The organism is Kitasatospora sp. NPDC097691, from assembly GCF_040302665.1.
In the GTDB taxonomy this organism is placed as follows: Bacteria; Actinomycetota; Actinomycetes; order Streptomycetales; family Streptomycetaceae; genus Kitasatospora.
In genome coordinates this window covers 19,546-37,806 of the sequence record NZ_JBEORY010000002.1, presented here as the reverse complement: position 1 = coordinate 37,806, position 18,261 = coordinate 19,546, and the positions used below count along the sequence as shown (strand labels likewise).

At 74.0% G+C, this 18,261-nt stretch carries 17 protein-coding genes; 9 read left to right on the top strand and 8 right to left on the bottom strand.

All coding sequences use genetic code 11. The annotated features are described in order from the left end of the window. The 3 genes from ABTY56_RS01540 to ABTY56_RS01530 all read right to left on the bottom strand — a co-directional run bounded on the left by ABTY56_RS01540 (position 1) and on the right by ABTY56_RS01530 (position 2,004). Positions 1-678 (bottom strand): HEAT repeat domain-containing protein, encoded by a 678-nt coding sequence (locus tag ABTY56_RS01540; RefSeq protein ID WP_502893004.1) that lies wholly within the window; start codon positions 676-678, stop codon positions 1-3. Positions 679-773: 95 nt separating this feature from the next. Continuing rightward, positions 774-1,286 (bottom strand): isochorismatase family protein, encoded by a 513-nt coding sequence (locus tag ABTY56_RS01535; protein ID WP_350625324.1) that lies wholly within the window; start codon positions 1,284-1,286, stop codon positions 774-776. After that, positions 1,273-2,004, bottom strand: a complete 732-nt coding sequence (locus ABTY56_RS01530; RefSeq protein WP_350625322.1) for a TetR/AcrR family transcriptional regulator C-terminal domain-containing protein — start codon at positions 2,002-2,004, stop codon at positions 1,273-1,275. Before ABTY56_RS01530 ends, ABTY56_RS01535 begins: the two co-directional genes overlap by 14 nt. A 127-nt stretch (positions 2,005-2,131) precedes the next feature. Between ABTY56_RS01530 and ABTY56_RS01525 the strand changes: the two genes are divergently transcribed. Next, positions 2,132-3,535 carry an MFS transporter gene (locus tag ABTY56_RS01525; RefSeq protein ID WP_350625320.1) on the top strand — a complete coding sequence of 468 codons (1,404 nt, stop codon included), beginning with the start codon at positions 2,132-2,134 and terminating at the stop codon, positions 3,533-3,535. A 182-nt stretch (positions 3,536-3,717) separates the two neighbouring features. Here the strand turns inward: ABTY56_RS01525 and ABTY56_RS01520 are convergent, their stop codons facing one another. After that, complete coding sequence (locus tag ABTY56_RS01520; RefSeq protein WP_350625318.1) at positions 3,718-5,199, bottom strand: glutamate synthase subunit beta; 1,482 nt, start codon at positions 5,197-5,199, stop codon at positions 3,718-3,720. Positions 5,200-5,376: 177 nt separating this feature from the next. On the opposite strand from ABTY56_RS01520, the gene ABTY56_RS01515 reads away from it, so the two are divergent. Then, a complete protein-coding gene (locus ABTY56_RS01515; protein WP_350625317.1) occupies positions 5,377-6,057 on the top strand; it encodes a response regulator transcription factor in 681 nt (226 codons plus the stop codon). After that, positions 6,054-7,439, top strand: coding sequence for a HAMP domain-containing sensor histidine kinase (locus ABTY56_RS01510; RefSeq protein WP_350625315.1), 1,386 nt, complete (start codon positions 6,054-6,056; stop codon positions 7,437-7,439). The genes ABTY56_RS01515 and ABTY56_RS01510 overlap by 4 nt, the downstream gene beginning before the upstream one ends. An 82-nt stretch (positions 7,440-7,521) precedes the next feature. Here the strand turns inward: ABTY56_RS01510 and efeB are convergent, their stop codons facing one another. The 3 genes from efeB to ABTY56_RS01495 form a co-directional block, all read right to left on the bottom strand. Beyond that, positions 7,522-8,931 (bottom strand): iron uptake transporter deferrochelatase/peroxidase subunit, encoded by a 1,410-nt coding sequence (efeB, locus tag ABTY56_RS01505; protein WP_350625313.1) that lies wholly within the window; start codon positions 8,929-8,931, stop codon positions 7,522-7,524. Then, entirely contained in the window at positions 8,931-11,036 is a 2,106-nt protein-coding gene (gene efeU / locus ABTY56_RS01500) for an iron uptake transporter permease EfeU (RefSeq protein WP_350625311.1), read from the bottom strand. Before efeU ends, efeB begins: the two co-directional genes overlap by 1 nt. Positions 11,037-11,272: 236 nt before the next feature. After that, entirely contained in the window at positions 11,273-11,593 is a 321-nt protein-coding gene (locus ABTY56_RS01495; protein WP_350625309.1) for a hypothetical protein, read from the bottom strand. A gap of 451 nt (positions 11,594-12,044) precedes the next feature. Here ABTY56_RS01495 and qcrB point away from each other — a divergent pair, with 451 nt between their 5' ends. Beyond that, positions 12,045-13,625: a cytochrome bc1 complex cytochrome b subunit gene (gene qcrB / locus ABTY56_RS01490; RefSeq protein WP_350625768.1), complete on the top strand. Its 1,581-nt coding sequence runs from the start codon at positions 12,045-12,047 to the stop codon at positions 13,623-13,625. A gap of 92 nt (positions 13,626-13,717) precedes the next feature. On the opposite strand, the gene ABTY56_RS01485 is transcribed toward qcrB, so the two are convergent. Beyond that, the gene (locus tag ABTY56_RS01485) at positions 13,718-14,035 is read right to left on the bottom strand and encodes a cytochrome C oxidase subunit I (RefSeq protein ID WP_350625307.1); all 318 of its coding nucleotides are present in this window, start codon (positions 14,033-14,035) and stop codon (positions 13,718-13,720) included. A gap of 302 nt (positions 14,036-14,337) precedes the next feature. Between ABTY56_RS01485 and ABTY56_RS01480 the strand changes: the two genes are divergently transcribed. The 5 genes from ABTY56_RS01480 to ABTY56_RS01460 all read left to right on the top strand — a co-directional run bounded on the left by ABTY56_RS01480 (position 14,338) and on the right by ABTY56_RS01460 (position 18,259). Continuing rightward, positions 14,338-14,952, top strand: a complete 615-nt coding sequence (locus ABTY56_RS01480) for a TetR/AcrR family transcriptional regulator (RefSeq protein WP_350625305.1) — start codon at positions 14,338-14,340, stop codon at positions 14,950-14,952. Positions 14,953-14,979: 27 nt separating this feature from the next. Beyond that, a complete protein-coding gene (locus ABTY56_RS01475) occupies positions 14,980-16,515 on the top strand; it encodes an FAD-dependent monooxygenase (protein ID WP_350625303.1) in 1,536 nt (511 codons plus the stop codon). A 72-nt stretch (positions 16,516-16,587) separates the two neighbouring features. Beyond that, positions 16,588-16,941: a hypothetical protein gene (locus ABTY56_RS01470; RefSeq protein WP_350625301.1), complete on the top strand. Its 354-nt coding sequence runs from the start codon at positions 16,588-16,590 to the stop codon at positions 16,939-16,941. A 103-nt stretch (positions 16,942-17,044) separates the two neighbouring features. Continuing rightward, positions 17,045-17,701, top strand: a complete 657-nt coding sequence (locus ABTY56_RS01465; protein WP_350625299.1) for an NADPH-dependent F420 reductase — start codon at positions 17,045-17,047, stop codon at positions 17,699-17,701. 126 nt (positions 17,702-17,827) lie between these two features. Further along, positions 17,828-18,259: a YchJ family protein gene (locus tag ABTY56_RS01460; protein ID WP_350625297.1), complete on the top strand. Its 432-nt coding sequence runs from the start codon at positions 17,828-17,830 to the stop codon at positions 18,257-18,259. The last annotated feature ends 2 nt before the right edge of the window (positions 18,260-18,261 follow it).

Genomic DNA, 18,261 nt, shown 5'->3' with positions numbered 1-18,261 from the left:
CTACCGGCCCTCCTTGTCGGCCCCGCCGAGCGCGACGACGCGCTTCGCCTCCTCGATCGCGAACTCGAATCCCGCATCCGGGTCGCGCCACAACCCTTCCGTGGCGATCGCGTGCGCGCGTACGAGGGGGTCGGGATCCGTCGTGGCGGCGCCCAGGGCCGGCAGCATCACCTCCCCGAGCGCGATCAACGCCCGACTGAGACTCAGCTGCGTCTCGCGGTCGCCTCGCCCGAGCTGCGTGGCCAACACTACGGCCAGCTCGTGCTCCGCACCTTCGGGCACCAGCACGACCGCGGCGCGCCAGGCGGTCCGGGCGACCTCCTCGTCGGGGTCGGACAGCAGCGCCGGCGTGATCGCCGGCCACGCCCGCCGGTCCCCGATCTTGGACAGCGTGTGCAGTGCCTGGCTCCGCGCCTGCGCACGCTCCGAGCGGACCTCGTCGAGCAGCGCCGGGACGGTCGCCCCCGCAGCGTGGCGGGTGAGCGCCCAGGTGAGCATCTCGCGCACGTAGAACTCGGGTTCGACCGCGCACCGCTCGATCAACGTACCCACGAACCCCGGGTCCGGCGTCGTGCCGAGCGCCAGCGCCGCCTGCAGCCGGACCGACGAGTCGTCGCTCTCCAGCGCCCGGAGGGCCGGGGTCGTAGCCGTGGTCGTGTTCTCCGTCGACATGGTCATAAGGACCACCTCCTCGGCCACAGTGAAGGCCTTGTCACCGTGTCAAGGTCAAGCGGAGCCGGACCGGAGTCGCGGCGCAGCCACGGGGAGAGGACCTAGCCCAGCCGAAGGTCTCCCGCCGTCACGACCTCACCGAGGCGCGGGAAGTCCAGTTCCACCGACGCCCGGTGCTCCTCCGCCGTGAGCGCGGCCATCGCGTCCTCGACGAACACCAGCTCGTAGCCGTGGTCGGCGGCCGCGCGGGCGCTCGACTCCACCCCGAGGTTGGTGGCGATCCCGGCGAACACCAGGGTCTCCACGCCCCGCTCCCGGAGCAGCTCGTGCAGGCCGGTGCCCTGGAAGGCGCCGATGGTGTGCTTGACCACCACCTCGTCGGTCACCGCCTCGACCTCCGCGAGCAGTCCGCTCCCGGGCGGCTGCTCGGCGACGTTCGGCCGCTCGACCCGGACGGCGACGACCGGGGCGCCGGCAGCGCGGAAGGAGCGGGCGAGCTCCAGCGAGGTCGCCACCACGTCCGAACCGGGGCGCGGTGCAAGCGGGTTGGCGACGATCCGGCTCATCAGGTCGATCAGGACCAGGGCCGTGCTGCGGGGATCAAGGGTGGTCATGGCGCCAACCTAGCCCATCCCCCGGCCCGCCCGACTCGGCCGGCTCGACGGACGGCACCGACGAGGCCGACGAGGCCGACGAGGCCGACGAGGCCGACTCCCGGGAGATCTCGGCCCGGAACCCCTCGATCATCACGCGCAGCCCGTACTCGAAGTCGGCGTCGTGGTCGGTCATCCGCAGCACGTCGACCGCCTCGCGCAGCAGCGGCAGTTCGCGCAGCGCGTCGTCCGGGAAGGGCGGGCGCTCGCGGTCCGCGGCGTCCTGCCGCCAGGCCTGCTCCTCGGTGACCCAGCCCATGATGTACCGGTCGACGGTCAGCAGCAGCCGCAGCGCCGTGCGCGGGCGCAGCCCGGCCCGACAGAGGGCGCTCAACTGGGCCTCGACGGCCGGGAGTTCCTCCTCGGTGGGCAGGGTGCCGGCGTGCACCCGGGCGCCGTCGCGGTAGGCGAGCAGGGCGTTGCGCTTGGCGCGGGCGTCGGCGGCGATCCACTCCGGCCAGTGCTCCGGCTCCGGCTCGCGGTCGGGTGGGAGCGCCTCGGCGAGCATCGCCTCGGCCATCAGGTCGAGCAGTTCCCGCTTGCTCTTGAAGTGCCAGTACAGCGCCGGCGACTGGACGCCGAGTTCGCGGGCGAGCCGCCGGGTGGTCAGCCCTTCGATGCCCTCCTCGTTGAGCAGGCGCAGCGCGGTGCGCACCACCTCGTCGCGTTGCAGCGCCATCCGATCGGCCTCCCGGGTTAATCGCTTGCCAGGCCCACCTTATCGCCGATAAGTTCCCGAGCCGGTCCTTATCGGTGATAAGGACGGCCCCCGCGACGCCGACGGCCACGAAGGGATCAACCCCCGCATGACCTCCGCCCCCGAGACACCCGAGACACCCGAGACAGCCCAGGCACCCGACACACCCGGGGCACCCACCGCTCCGGACGCCCCCGGCACACCCGGCCGCTTCTGGTCCCGGCTGCTCCCGAACACCGCACCCTGGCGGTCCTCCCGGGACTTCCGCCTGGCCTGGACCTCCGGCACGGTCACCCTGTTCGGCTCGATCTTCACCATGACGGCGATCCCCCTGCAGATCGCCGACCTCACCGGCTCGCCGTGGGCCGTGGGAGCGGTCGGCGCGGTGGAACTGGTACCCACCGTCCTGTTCGGCCTCTACGGCGGCGTCCTCGCCGACCGGGCGGACCGCCGCACGGTCGCCCTGGTCTCCGAGGTGGCACTGGCCGCGCTCAGCGCCCTGCTGCTGGTCAACGCGCTGTTCGGCGCCCCCGCCGTCTGGCCGCTCTACGTCGCGGCCGGGCTGGCGGCGGCACTGCAGGGCATCCAGCAGCCGTCGGTCGAGGCGATGATCCCGCGGCTGGTGCCGCACGATCAGCTGGTGGCGGCCGGGGCGCTGCTCTCGCTGCGCTGGAGCGTCGGCGGGGTGGTGGGTCCGGCCGCCGCCGGTCTGCTGATCGCGACGGCCGGGGTCCCGGCCGCCTTCCTGGTCGACCTCGGCACCTTCCTGCTCTCGATCGCCCTGCTCGCCCGGATCCGTCCCGTCCCCTCGGAGCGGGATGCCGAGAGGCCGCAGCTGGGCGAGTTCGTCGAGGGCGCGCGGTACGCCGCGCGGCGGCCCGACCTGATCGGCACCTACCTGGCCGATCTCGCGGCCACCGTGTTCGCGCTGCCCACCGCGCTGTTCCCGTTCCTGGCCGAGGACCTGGACGCCACGTGGGCGCTCGGCCTGCTCTACTCCGCCGGCGCGGTGGGCAGCCTGATCGCCGCGGCGACGGGCGGCTGGACGGAGCGGGTGCACCGGCACGGCCGGCTGGTCGTGCTCTCCGCCGCCCTGGTCGGCGCGGCGACGGCCGCCGCCGCCTTCGCCCCGGGCTTGTGGGTCGTCCTGCTCTGCCTGATCGTCGCGGGCAGCGCGCACTGGATCGGTGACACCTTCCGCAGCGCGATCTGGAACCAGTCCATTCCGGACGAACTCCGTGGCCGTGCCGCCGGGTTGGAGATGCTGATCGGTTCCGCCGGGCCGGCCCTGGGGGATCTCCGGGCCGGCGGCCTCGCCGCCCGGCAGGGCATCCGGGCCGCGCTGCGCACCGGTGGCCTGCTCTGCTTCGGCAGCGCCGCCCTCCTGCCCGCCGCGCTCCCCGCGCTCTGGCGCTACGACCAGCGCGCACGCCCCGCGGCACCGGCGTCCGAAGCGGCTCCCGAGCCGGCCCCCGAGCCCGCGACCGAACCGGCCACGGAGCTCAGCTCATGACCCAACCCCTCGCCCTCCGGTCCCCGTCCACACCTGTCCCGACGCCGACGCCGACGCCGACACCGACACCGACACCGACTCCGGCGCCCCGGACGTCACCCTCCGCCGCCTACCGCCGAACCGCCGTTCAGACGCCCGCGGCAGCGGCTCCGGCCGAACTGCCGGCAACCCCGGCAGCACGCTCACACCGTGAGTGCCCGAGCCGAAGCCCCGATCGGCGCCGGGAGTTCGGTCCGCCCGCGCAGGTAGCGGTCCACGGCCGCGGCCGCGGCCCGTCCTTCGGCGATCGCCCAGACGATGAGCGACTGTCCGCGCCCGGCGTCCCCCGCGACGAACACGCCCTCGGCCGCGGTGGCGAAGCCGTCGTCCCTGGTCAGGGTTCCCTCCGGCCCGGTGGCGAGGCCGAGTTGGGCGAAGAGCAGCTGGTCCGGCTCCGGCCCGGTGAAGCCGAGGGCGAGCAGCGCCAGCTGCGCCGGCAGGCTCCGCTCGGTGCCGGCCCGCGGGCTGCGGTCGGGGGGCTCGGCCTCGGCGAAGCGGACGGCGGCCAGTCGGCCGTCCGGGCCCGCCTCGAAGCAGACGGTGACCGCCGCGAACACCCGGGGCCCGGCCGCGGCGGCGCCGGACTCCTCGTGCGACGTGGTCTCCCGGTACACCTTGGGATGGACCGGCCAGGGCTGCCCGGGCGCCCGGCGCTCCGGCGGGCGCGGGTTGATGTCCAGCTGGGTGACCGAGGCGGCGCGCTGACGCAGCGCCGTGCCCAGGCAGTCGGCCGCGGTGTCCCCGCCCCCGACGATCACCACGTGGCGGCCCTCGGCGGAGACCGGCGAGGCCGGGAGGTCACCCTCGTCCACCCGGTTCGCCCAGGTCAGGTAGTCCATCGCCTGGTGCACCCCGGACAGTTCGCGCCCCGGCACCGGCAGCTCCCGGCGGGCCGTCGCACCCACCGCGACGACCAGCGCGTCGTACCCGGCGCGCAGCTCCTCGCCCGCTACGTCCCGGCCGACCCACACCCCGCTGCGGAACACGGTGCCCTCCTCCCGCAGCTGGTCCAGCCGCCGCTCCAGCCGGTGCTTCTCCAGCCGGAACGGCGGGATGCCGTACCGCAGCAGGCCGCCCGGCCGGTCGGCCCGCTCGTACACCGTGGTGGCGTGCCCGGCACGGGTCAGCTGCTGGGCGGCGGCCAGCCCGGCCGGGCCCGATCCGATCACCGCGACCCGCCGCCCTCCGCCCCGTCCGCCCACCCGCTCGGGCGGGTGCGGCCCGTCCCAGCCCTCGTCCCAGGCCCGGTCGGCGATCGCCAGCTCGACGTTCTTGATGGTCACCGCGTCCCCGTCGATCGCCAGCACGCAGGCGCTCTCGCAGGGCGCCGGGCAGAGCCGGCCGGTGAACTCCGGGAAGTTGTTCGTGGCCAGCAGCCGGGCCGCCGCCGCCCGCCAGTCCTCCGCCGCCACCAGCCTGTTCCACTCCGGCACCAGGTTCCCCAGCGGGCAGGCGCTGTGGCAGAACGGCAGCCCGCAGTCCATGCACCGCTCCGCCTGCCCGCCCACCACCGGCAGCAACGCGCCCGGCCGGTACACCTCCCGCCGGTCCCCCAGCCGCTCCCGTGCGTCCCGCCGCGCCCGCTCCGCGCGCGGGGTGGTGAAGGGGGCCATCCGGTCTGCCATCGCGGCCTCCGGCAGGGCGTGCCGACAGTGACCAGGCGGCCCACCCGGCGGCGCGCCACCGTGTGGCCACGGTACGCCCACGAAGGAGCACGCGGAAGAGGCGGCCGGTCGCGCCCGCCCGACCGCCCCTCCGACCCGCACGAAACCGCCGTGAGCACGCCAGGGACAATCTCCGTCATGACCCACACCGTGCTGATCGCCGAGGACGACCGGGCCATCCGCGACTCGCTCGCCCGCGCGCTGATGCTGGAGGGCTACCGGGTGCGGATAGCCGCGAACGGCACCCAGACGCTGGCCGTCCTCGCCGAACAGCGCCCGGACGTCCTCGTGCTCGACGTGATGATGCCCGAGCCGAACGGCCTGGAGGTCTGCCGCCGGCTGCGCACCGCCGGCGACCGCACCCCGGTGCTGATGCTCACCGCCCGGGTCGAGGTCCCGGACCGGATCGCCGGTCTGGACGCCGGAGCCGACGACTACCTGGTCAAGCCCTTCGACGTGAACGAGCTGTTCGCCCGCCTCCGCGCCCTGCTGCGCCGCGACCGGAGCGCCCCGACCGCCGACGTCCTGAGCGTCGCCGACCTGCGGGTCGAGCCCCCCGCCCGGCGGGCCTGGCGGGCCGGCGAGGAGCTGGAGTTGTCCCGCACCGAGTTCGACCTGCTGGAGCTGCTGACCCGGCACGCCGGAGCCGTCCTCGATCAGGCCACCCTGTACGAGCGGATCTGGGGCTACGACTTCGGCCCCGGCTCGAAGAACCTCGCCGTCTTCATCGGCTACCTGCGCCGAAAGCTCGACCGCCCCGGTCTGGCCCCACTGATCCACACCGTCCGCGGCGTCGGCTACACGCTGCGCGAGCCGTGACCGGCCCGGCGTCGCGCCGCCCGCGTCTGCCGCGCCCGGGCCTGCGCACCACCCTCTCGCTCGCCTTCGCCGCCATCGCCGCCCTGGTGGCGGTCCTGATCGGCGCGCTCGGCTACCACGCCGCCGCCCGGCTGATCCGGGACGACGAGACCGCCGACTTCGGCGCGGCCGTCGACTCCGTCGCCCGGCAGGCCGCACAGGAGACCCTCTTCCCGGGCGACTTCGCCGGCCCGAGCGGCCTGAGTGACGACCTGCTGCGCCCGATCCGGGTGACCTCGCAGGCACTCGCCCCCGACGCCCGGCTGCTCCCCGGCACCGCCCGGCTCGACCTGCCGTCGACGCCGACGGACCTCGAACTCGCCCGGGCCGACGAGCCCGGCCGCACCGTGACCGGGCTGCGCCGGCTGCACGGCGACACCCTCCGGGTGGGCGTGGTCTCGCTCGGCGGCCACCGCGGCGCGGTCCAGATCATCCAGCAGGTCGGTCCCAGCGAACAGTTGCTGGCCACCCTGCGGCTCCGCACCTCCGTCCTGGTGGCGGTCGTCGCGGTGTGCGCGGGCGGCGCCGGCTGGCTGCTCGCCCGCCGGATCACCGGCCGGCTGGTCCGGCTCACCGACGCCGCCGAACTGGTCGCCGCCAGCGGGCGGTTGGACGTCCCGGTGCCCGCCGCCGGAACGGACGAGGTGGGCCGGCTCGGCCGGGCCTTCGACCGGATGCTGGTCCGGCTCGCCACCGCCAAGGAGAACCAGCGCCGGCTCGTCCAGGACGCCGGACACGAGCTGCGCACCCCGCTGACCAGCCTGCGCACCAACCTCGCCGTACTGCCCGCCCTGGACCGGCTGCCGCCCGCCGAGCGCGCCGCACTGATGGCCGATCTGACCGATGAGGCAAGGGAGTTGACCCAGCTGGTGGAGGAGCTGGTGGCGCTCGCCGCGGAGCGCAGGTCGGACGAGCCGCCGACCGAGGTGGTGCTGGCCGAGGTGGTCCGCGGGGCCGCCGCCCAGGCCCGGCGGCGCAGCGACCGGGAGATCCTGGTGGACGCGGACGACACCGTGGTCACCGCCCGCGCGGACGCGCTGGCCCGCGCGGTGGGCAATCTGCTGGACAACGCCGCGAAGTTCGACCCGGCCGGCGCGGGCCCGATCGAGGTGGTGGTGCGCGGCCCGCGGGTGGAGGTGCGCGACCGCGGCCCGGGTATCGACGAGGCCGACCTCGGCCGGGTCTTCGACCGCTTCTACCGGGCCACCGCCGCCCGCAGCCTGCCCGGCTCGGGGCTGGGCCTGGCGATCGTGCACGAGGTGGCCCGCTCGCACGGCGGCACCGCCTTCGCCGCCAACCGCGAGGGCGGCGGCGCGGTGATCGGCTTCACGCTCGGCGGCTGACGGGGCACGGAGGACGGGCCCGGTGCGCAGCGGCGACACCGGGCCCGAGCGATCGCGGAGCCCGCCGGTGATCAACCGGACGTCAGGCCCAGACCGACGTCAGCAGCCCCCGCCCGAGCCAGTCGGTCTCGTCCTTCACCCCGGGCAGGACGAAGAAGTACCCGCCGCCGGTCGGCGAGATGTAGTCCACCAGCGGCTCCCCGATGAGCCGGGTCTGGGTGGCCTCGAACTGCCGCACCACGTCCTGCTGGTAGCAGCAGAACACCAGGCCCATGTCCAGGTTGCCCGCCTTGTCGATGCCCCGGTCGTAGTTGAAGCCGCGGCGCAGGATGCGCGAGTCGTCGGTGTCGGCGGTGCGCGGGTTGGCGAGGCGGATGTGCGCGTCGAGCGGGATCGCCTTGCCGTCCGGGTCCTTGGCGTAGTCCGGCGCGTCGGTCTCCTGGTGGCCGTCGAGCGGGGCGCCGGTGTCGCGGCGGCGGCCGAACATCTTCTCCTGCTCGGTGAGGGTGACGCGGTCCCAGAACTCGATCAGCATCCGGATGATCCGGATCACCTGGTAGCTGCCGCCGACGGCCCAGGCGGGCTCGCCCGTCGCGCCGTTCACCCAGATCAGGCGGTCCGTCTCCCGGGACGAGCCGGTGTCCGGGTTGACGATGCCGTCCTTGAAGCCGAGCAGGTTGCGCTGGGCGCCGTCCGGCCGGGACTGGTTCTGGAAGCCGTCGATCCGCCAGAGGATCTGCAGCGCGCCCCGGGTGTGCCGGGTGATGTCGCGCAGCGCGTGCAGCACGGTGTCCTGGCGGTCGGCGCAGATCTGCAGCGAGAGGTCGCCGTGCAGTTCGGCGGCCTGCAGGTTGTCGTTGGGGAAGGTCTTCATCGGCGTCAGCTTGAGCGGCCTGGCCTTGGCCAGCCCGTAGCGGTCGTCGAAGAGGGAGGCTCCGACGCCGACCGTGACGGTCAGGTTGTCGGTGGGGAGGGTCGGGCCGAGGATGCCGCTGTCCGAGGGCGGCGCGCCGACGCCGAGGTCGGGCGGGGTGCCGCCGGCGGTGAGGAAGCGGATCCGCTCGGTCAGGGTCTTGAGGAGGTCTTCGAGGCCCTTGCGGTCCTGGGCGATCACCTGGCACGAGACGAAGGCCGCGTGGGCGGGGGCCGGGGTGGTGATCCCGGCCTGGTGGGCGCCGTGGAACAGGACCGCCCCGCTCTTCGCCTGCCGGCCGTCCCCGGCGGAGGCCGGACCGGCCCCGAGGGTGAGGGCGCCGCCGGCGAGCGCGGCCGCTCCGGCACCCGCGCCCAGCGCGGCCCGGACGACGCTGCGCCGGGCCGGACGGGCCGGGCAACCGCTCTCCGTCGCGGCCGCAGCGGAGGCCTGGGCATCAACCTGGGCATCAGCCTGCGCAGTGGCCGGGGCGGTACCCTCGGCAGCGCCCTGGACAGCACCCTGGCCGGTGGTGTGCGGGTACGGGCAGGAGCCGGCGGCTGCGGTGTGGTCGGTCATCAGGCGGCCTTCCGGATTTCGAGCAGGGCGGGGATCGGAGCGAGGTCTTCGAGCAGTTGGCCGGTGGCGCCGTCGAGCTGACGGCGGCTGTCGGCGGGCAGCCGGTCGACCGGGGTCCAGCCCTCGGGCGTGCGGGCGGCGGCGACGAGGTCGCCGACCCGCTTCATCCCGGCGTTCACCCGCACCAGCAGCTGCGGGTCCCGCTCGTCGAGCAGCGGCTGCAACAGGGTCAGCAGCTCCTGGGTGCCCGCCAGGTCGGCCTGGGCGGTGGCCAGGGTGGTGCCGCTGCCCATGTCGGTGTCGCCGGTCAGCTCGAACTGGAGGGTGTTCTCCAGGATCTCGTGGGCGCGCAGCGGCAGGTCGGCCGGGTCGAAGTCCTGCGCCGGGAAGTCGTGCACCAGCTTGGCGACGTTCTGCGCCAGCTCGTCCGCGACGGGCGTCAGGTCGGCGGCGGACTGGCCGTGCCAGAGGCCGTACTCCAGGCGCAGGAAGCCGGTGAAGCCCGGGTCCCGGTACTTGTCGGGGAGGCCGTCCGGGCGCCCGTCGATCTTGCCGTCGAGGTCGGCGAAGGTGCCGTAGGCCGCGCCGAGCGAGGCGTACTGCAGGTGTGCGGTGAGCCAGTCGGCCCTGGCGGTGGCGAGGTCGCCGGAGTGCACGTCGGTCTGGAGCTTCTGGGTCTGCGTCATGAGGGTGGCGAGGCCCTGGTCGACGTAGCCCCGGTAGCTGTCGAGCGGGCCCTTGAGGTCGTCCTCGGCGACCGGCTTGACGGCCTTGACCTCGCTGCCGCCGCTGATGTGTACGGCGGCGGAGGTGACGGTGTTCCCGCCGGTGGGCACACAGCGCCAGGCGTAGTCGCCCGAGCCGATGGTGGCGGTCAGGGCCCGGGTGGTGCCGGGGGCCAGGCCCTCGACCTCGCCGTAGACGGCGCCGGTGCCCGGGTCGACCAGGTACACCTCGGAGACCTTGTCGCCGGTGTTGTGCATCTGGAACACCTGCTGGCCGGGCCGGGGCGTGCCGAATCCCTTGCCGCAGTCCCGCTCGGAGACGGTGACGGTGGCGGAGCCGTCCGGTTTGCCGTCGCTGATCGCGATGACGGCGCCGGCCACCACGACCGGTACGGCGACCAGTGCGGTCGGCAGCACCCAGCGCGGACGGCCGGGGCGCGCCGACTGCGGCTTCCCGTCGACGGGCGCAGCCTCGTCGCCGGGCGCGGCCGCCCCGGAACCAGCAGCGGAAGCGGCGGCGGAACCCGCCGTGGAACCCGCGGCCGGGGTCGTGGCCGGCCTGCCCGCACCGCCCCGGACGCCCTCGATGAACATCGTCATCACGATGCCCAGGTACGCGACGTAGCCGACGACCTGCAGGACCGTCATGGTGACGGTCAGGTTGAGCGTGCCCTGGACGAGCGTGGCGTACCAGGACGAGGCGTCCAGGTGCCCGCTCAGGTCGAAGGCGTACGTGCCGCGCCCGCCGACCAGGCCGGACTCCTGGAGGTCGCGCAGGCCGTAGCCGAGCACGCCCGCCGCGACGACGATCAGGCCGGCGCCGGTGACGGTGAAGAACCGGGTGAGGTTCATCGTCAGTGCCCGCCGGTACAGGCCCCAGCACAGCCCGGTGGAGAGCAGCAGGCCGACGGCCGCGCCGATCAGCGGGCCGGTGGACTCCCCGGCGGTGCGCACGTTGGTCCACAGGAAGAGCGAGGTCTCCAGACCCTCGCGGGCGACCGCGAGGAAGCTGGTGAGGACCAGCGCGCCGGCGCCCATCGCCAGCGAGGCCCGGACCTTCTCCTTCAGTTCGGCGGAGAGGGTGCGGGCCGAGCGGCGCATCCAGAACACCATCGCGGTGACGAAGCCGACCGCGATGAGGCTGAGCACCCCGCCGAACGCCTCCTGGGCGCGGCCGGAGAGGTTCGCGGCGGTGAAGGTGAGCACGGCGCCGAAGCTCAGACTGAGCGCCAGGGCCGCCGCGACGCCCGTCCACACCTGGGGCAAGCGGCCCTTCTGGCCGGCCCGGACCAGCGTGGCGACCAGGATCGACACGATCAGTCCGGCTTCCAGGCCCTCGCGCAGCCCGATCAGGAAGCTGGGAAACGCCTCATCCCACATGCAGCGGGCTCCTCCCCCGGGCCGTCCCGGGCCGTCACCTGTCTCGCCCCGCCGCGGTGGCGGTGGAGCGGCACGGCCGAACGCCCCGGACAGGGTGGTCCGGGGCGTTGCGGCTTAGCTTAGGCAAACCTTAGAGCCGTGCTGGTCAACTGCACCCCAGCTTCAGGTAAGGGTTCGGTATGGGAACCCCCATGCGCCCCCCGGAGCGGACAGCATGCCTCATCGCCCCTCGGCCGTCACCCCCACCACTGCTCGGGCACCGGCTCCGGCTCGGCCGGGACCGTCACCGGTTCGGCGCAGCGCACCAGCAGGTCGCCCGCCTCCGTCTCGGCGACCAGGTAGCCGCACTCGCGCAGCACGAGGGCGGCCGCGCCGCTCACCGCCGCGCGCGCCTCCCGGGTGGGCGGTCCGCCCGGCTCCGCGCCCGGCGTCCAGCCGACCACCACGCCCTCGGGGTGGTGGTCGATCCACAGCGGTGAGGCGCCCGGCGCGGTGTCGAACCCGGCCCGGGCCAGGGCCTCGGTGACGTCCTCGAAGAGTTCACGGTGATCCACCATTGGCGCAGCGTAGGCCCCGGACCGCGCGACCCCGGGACACGGCGCGCGCCGAACGGCTCCAGTGGCACCCGACCGCAGCATCGGCACCCGTTGGACCGACCGGCGGCCAGCCGATCGGGCGTCAGGAACCCCCGTCCGGCCCGACACGCGAGGCCGGACGGGCCGATGGACGTGCACAGTCGGCCCCCTGCCGACAGCATGACAGAGTAAGCGCTCCATCACCCTGAGCAACGAGTCCAGCGGGCCGAGCAGGTCCGCGCGCCGGTCCGCCCGGCGGGCCCGTATCGAGAGGTCCCATGATCACAACACTTCGCCGGCCGGCGTTCCCGCCGACGGGGCTCCGGTCCGGCACGTCGAGGACGCCGGGGAGCCCGTCGTGAGAGCCGACCAGCAGTCGCAGCCGGGACCGGTGACCAGTACGCGCGCCAAGCCCGCGAACGCGGCCGAGTCCATGGCCGACTGGACCGACGGCCGACTCGGCATCTACTCCCTGGCCAAGTCCAACCTGCGCAAGATCTTCCCGGACCACTGGTCCTTCATGCTGGGCGAGATCGCGCTCTACACCTTCGTCATCATCATCCTCACCGGCGTCTGGCTGACCATGTTCTTCCAGCCGAGCATGAGCGAGGTCATCTACGACGGTACGTACGTCCCGCTCAGGGGCATCGAGATGTCCCAGGCCTACGCCTCGACACTGGACATCAGCTTCGACATCCGCGGCGGCCTGCTGATGCGCCAGATCCACCACTGGTCGGCGATCGTCTTCGTCGCCTCGATGCTGACGCACATGATGCGCGTCTACTTCACCGGCGCGTTCCGCAAGCCGCGCGAGATCAACTGGATCTTCGGCGCGGCCCTGCTGTTCCTCGGCATGTTCGACGGCTTCATGGGCTACTCGCTGCCGGACGACCTGCTCTCCGGCACCGGCATCCGGTTCATGGAGGGCGCGATCCTGGCCGTGCCCATCGTCGGCAGCTACCTGCAGTTCTTCATGTTCGGCGGCCAGTTCCCGGGCTTCGTCATCATCCCGCGGCTGTTCACCGTCCACGTGCTGCTGATTCCCGGGATCATGGTGGGCCTGCTCGCGGCGCACCTGATCCTGGTCTTCTACCACAAGCACACCCAGTTCGCCGGGCCCGGTCGGACCAACAAGAACGTGGTCGGCATGCCGTTGCTGCCGGTCTACACCGCCAAGGCGGGCGGCTTCTTCTTCCTGGTCTTCGGCGTGGTCGCGTTCATGTCGGCGATCGCCACGGTGAACCCGATCTGGGCGTACGGCCCGTACCGGCCCGACCAGGTGTCCACCGACGCCCAGCCGGACTGGTACATGGGCTTCTCCGAGGGCCTGATCCGGGTGATGCCCGGCTGGGAGGTCAGCGTCTGGGGCGGCCACACCCTCAACCTCGGGGTGTTCATCCCGCTGATGGTCTTCCCCCTTGTCCTGGTGGCCATCTGGGCCTACCCGTTCGTGGAGGCCTGGGCCGCCGGGGACCGCGGCGAGCACCACATCGCCGACCGGCCGCGCAACGCCCCGGTCCGTACGGCCTTCGGCGCGGCCTGGATGGGCCTCTACCTGGTCCTGCTGGCCGGCGGCGGCAACGACCTGCTGGCCACCCACTTCCACCTGTCGATCAACACGATCACCTATGCGGTGCGGGTCGGCGTCTTCGTCGTGCCGGTGGTCGTCTTCGTGATCGTCAAGCGTTGGTGCCTGGGCCTGCAGCGGCGGGACAAGGAGAAGGTGCTGCACGGCCGGGAGACCGGCGTCATCAAGCGCCTGCAGCACGGCGAGTACGTCGAGATCCACGCACCGCTCCCGCCGGGCCGGCTCTACACCCTCACGGCGCACGACCAGCCGCAGCCGGGGGTCCTGCCGCCGGAGGTGGACGAGAACGGCGTGGCCCGCAAGACCGGGCTGTGGACCCGCGCGCGGGTGAAGCTGTCCCGCGGCTTCTACGGCCGGGGCAGCCAGATCCCGAAGCCCACCGCCGAGGAGCACGAGGAGGTCACCAGCGGCCACGGCCACCACTGATCCCGCTCCCGGACACGACGAGGGCCCGCTGCGCCGAAACGGCGCGGCGGGCCCTCGTGCTGCGTGCCGGCCGTGCTCACCGGCGGGGGGGCTCAGCCCCGCAGGGCTGCCGGGACGACGGCGAACAGGGCCGCCGCGAGGGTGACGGAGAGGCAGAGCGCCGCCCAGCGGGTGCAGATCCGGCGGCACTCGGCGCGGTAGCGGGCGGCCAGCCGGCGGCAGCGCTCGACCGCGCGATCCACGACCTCCTCGGCGTAGCGCAGCCGGTCGGCGGTGTAGGCCTGTTCGAGGCTCTCCCGTTCGGCGGCCGGGAGCCAGGGGAACTGTCCGGCGAAGGCACGGGCGTCCCGCTCGGCCGCCGCGACCTCGGCCTCCCAGGCCAGGAAGCCCTCGATGCGGGCGAACCCCACCCGGGAGTCCGCCCGGCGGCCCGTCCCGGCGGGCCTGCCCCGGCGGGGGTTCCGCGCTCTCGGCGGGCGCTGTCTGCCACCCATGACCGCTCCTCGTGTCGAGTCGTCCCGCCTGGTCGGCCGCGCGGGAGTGGGCTGTGCGTGGCGGATCGCTCCGCAACCAGGCAACTACTATCAGTGACCACATGGGGGCAGCGGACGACGCGCCGAGACTCCCGCGGGCCACCCCGTCCCGACGCGATCCAAAGTTGCGTGCCGCGCACTCTTGCGTGGCACGCAGTTTTTGCGCGACAGTAGGGGCCATGACGACGGATCAGCCCGGCCTGCGGGAACGGAAGAAGGCCGCGACGCGGGCGGCACTGAGCTGGGCGGCGCTGCGCCTGGCCGTGGAACGGGGGCTGGAGAACGTCCGGGTGGAGGACATCGCGGCAGCGGCCGGGGTGTCCCCGCGCACATACAACAACTACTTCTCCAGCAAGGCCGAGGCGATCGTCTCCCGCCACCAGGAGCGCGTCCGGCAGGCCGCCGAGGCACTGCGGGCACGGCCCGCCGCGGAGCCGCTGTGGGAGGCGCTGACCCACGCCGTGCTCGAACCGTTCGGGCCCGTGGTCGAGCAACCGGATCCGCAGTGGACCGCCGCGGTGCGGCTGCTGCTGCGCGAACCGGTGCTCCAGGCCGAACTGTGGCGCGGCGGGGCGGAGGCGGAGGCCGGACTCGCGGCCTCGGTGGCCGCCAGGACCGGGACCGACGCGGCCCGGGACCTCTACCCGAAGCTGGTCGCCGCGGCGGCCATGGCCGCGGTCAAGACCGCCAACGACCAGTACCTGAACGCCGACCCGCCGGTGCCGTTCCAGCCGCTGCTCACCGCGGCGCTGCACCTGCTGGCGGCCGGGCTGCCCGATCCGTCGGCCCGATGAAACCGTCTTGTCCGAGGGGGACTTGAGATGATCCACGACGTCGCCGTCGTCGGCGCCGGCCCGAACGGGCTGATGCTGGCCTGCGAACTGGCACTGGCCGGGATCCGACCGGTGGTGCTGGAACGGTTGCCCGAACGCTCCCTGGCCCAGAAGGCCAACGGCCTGGTCGGCCAGGTGATCCGCCTGCTCGACCACCGGGGCCTGTACGAGCCGCTCGGCGGCCCGGGCACACCGCAGCCCGTACCCCGCTTCGTGTTCGGCGCCTTCCCGCTGGAACTGCACCGGCTCGACGACAACCCGCTGCACGCCCTGCCGGTGCCGCAGCACCGGATCGAGGAGGTCCTGGAGGACCGCGCCCGCGAACTCGGCATCACCGCGCGCCGCGGCTGCGAGGTCACCGGGCTCACCCAGGACGCCACCGGGGTGACCGTCGACTACCGGGGGCCGGACGGCTCCGGGCAGTTGCGCGCCCGCTACCTGGTCGGCGCCGACGGCGGACGCAGCACCGTCCGCAAGCTGGCCGGGATCGACTTCCCCGGGGTCACCTCGCCCGACCCGGTCTCGCGCATCGCCCACGTCCTGCTGCCCGAGGACGTGCGCACCACCGACACCGGCGAGTTCCTGCTGCCCGGCTGCCCCACCCCGGTCCGCCCGTTCACCCACACCCGCACCGAGCACGGCGTCTTCGTCCTCGGCCCCTTCGGACCGGACGCCACCATGGTCGCCACCATGGAGTGGGGCGGCCCGCCGGCGGACGAGTCGAGCCCGCTCACCCTGGACGAGCTGCGCGCCAGCGTCCGCCGGGTGACCGGCGCCGACCTCGCACTCACCCCGGCCCGTACGCCCGGCCCGTTCACCCCGCGCCGCCAGGTCGGCCACAACACCCGGCTCGCCGAGCGCTACCGGCAGGGCCGCGTCCTGCTGGTCGGCGACGCCGCGCACGTGCACGCCGCGACCGGCGGCCCCGGCCTCAACCTCGGCCTGCAGGACGCCGCCAACCTCGGCTGGAAGCTCGCCGCCGAGCTGTGGCGCTGGGCCCCGCCCGGCCTGCTGGACAGCTACCACCGCGAGCGGTACCCGATCGGCGAGCGGGTCTTCATGCACTCCCAGGCCCAGATGGCACTGATGTCCCCCGGCCCGGGAACCACGGCGGTGCGCGCCCTGTTCGACGAACTGCTGTCGCACCGGGACAACCTCGGGCGGATCGCCGCGCTGATGGCCGGCAGCGACATCCGCTACGACACCGACTGCCCGCACCCGCTCGCCGGGCGCTTCGTCCCCGACCTCGCCCTGACCACCGCCGCCGGGTCGTTCCGGATCGCCGAACTCACCCGCAGCGGCCGCCCGTTGCTGCTCGACCTCACCGGCGGTGAGCTCGCCGACCACGCGACGGGCTGGAAGGACCGGGTCGACGGCATCGCCGCCGACTGCGCCGAGCCGCCGGCCGGCGCCCTGCTGCTGCGCCCGGACGGCTACGTGGCCTGGGCGTGCGAGGCCGGCGGGGCGGACCCGGACGGGCTCACCCGGGCGCTGCGCACCTGGTTCGGCGAGCCCCGCGCCTGAGTACCCGCACCCAGGCGCACTGAGTACCCCGACGCTGCCCGACGGCCGGGACCGGACGGCAGCATGGGCCGTATGAGCGAACTCCCGCGCACCTCCGGCCGCCCGACCGGCTCCGCCCGCGGGCGGTGGTGGACCGCCGTGACGATCTCCACCGCGGTGTACCTGATGCTGCTGCCCCCGGCGGGGGCCCTCCGCGGTCTCGCCGAGATGATGACCGACCCCTGCGACGGCCCGGCGTCCTGCCCGTCGACCCGGGCCCATCTGGCCGTGGCGGACTACGGGTTGTTCACGCTGCTCGCCCTGATCGTGCTCCAGTGGCCGGTCGTGTACCTGATCCCCCGGGGCCGGGTGCTGGTCACGCTGCTCCCGGGGGTGGCGCTGGCGGTCGCCGTGGTCGCGATGTTCACCATCGAGGGGAACACCTGATCCGGTGTCCCGGACGCTCCGACGACACTGACCCCTGGTCAACTATGGTCGTCGCCGGCACGTTCGGCAGGGACGCGCCGCCATCCGACGAGACGGGGAAACAGTGCGCATCGGAATCATCGGCACCGGCATGGTCGGGCAGACCCTGGGGAGCAAGCTGGTCTCGCTCGGCCACCAGGTGACGCTGGGCTCCCGCAGCAAGGACAACGAGAAGGGGCTGGCCTGGGCCGCACAGGCCGGCCCCGACGCCCGGTGCGGGACCTTCGCCGAGGCCGCCGCCTTCGGCGAGGTGGTGCTGAACGCCACCGGCGGGACGGTCTCCCTCGCCGCGCTGCGGGCCGCCGGGGCGGAAAACCTCGCGGGGAAGCTGCTGATCGACGTCTCCAACCCGCTGGCGTTCGGCCCGGAGGGCCGGGTGACGCTGGACCCGGTGAACACCGACAGCGTCGGCGAGCAGATCCAGCGCGAGTTCCCCGAGGCCAGGGTGGTCAAGGCGCTCAACACCGTCAACTGCGAGCTGATGGTGGAGCCGGGCCGACTGAGCGGCGAGCACAACCTCTTCATCGCCGGCGACGACGCGGCGGCCAAGGCCGAGACCGTCGCGCTGCTCGGCGGCTTCGGCTGGCCGGCCGAGTGGATCATCGACCTCGGGGACATCTCGGCCGCCCGGGCGACGGAGATGATGATGCCGCTCTGGCTCCGGCTGATGGGGCACTTCGGCAGCGCCGAGTTCAACTACGCGTTCCGGCGCCCCGCGTAACGCGGACGGGCCCGCCCCCGGTGCGCCGGGGGCGGGCCCCGTGCTCGCGACCCCGGGCCCTGCCGGGTCCCGGGCTGCGGGGGTCGTGTCGCGGGGGTCGCGTCGCGGTGGGGGACAATGGACCGCATGTCCCGACGCAACTCCGCGGCCCGCTCCGCCGCTCCCCGGCTGCTGCCCTCCTCCCCCTGCCCGTGCGGCCTGCCCGCCGCCTACGGCGACTGCTGCGGCCGGCTGCACCGCGGCCAGGCGGCGGCCGGCACCGCCGAGTCGCTGATGCGCTCCCGGTTCAGCGCCTTCGCCGCGCAGGACGAGGCGTACCTGCTGCGGACCTGGCACCCGGACACCAGGCCCGCCGAGGTCGACTTCGACCCGGCGCTGCGCTGGACCCGGCTGGAGGTGGTCTCCACCACCGAGGGCGGGGCGTTCCACGCGGAGGGCACGGTCGCCTTCCGGGCGCACTGGACCGAGGGCGGCGAGGAGGGCGTGCTCACCGAGAACAGCCGCTTCGTGCGGCACGAGGGCGCCTGGGTGTACCTCGACGCCCTCTCGCTCGGCTGAGC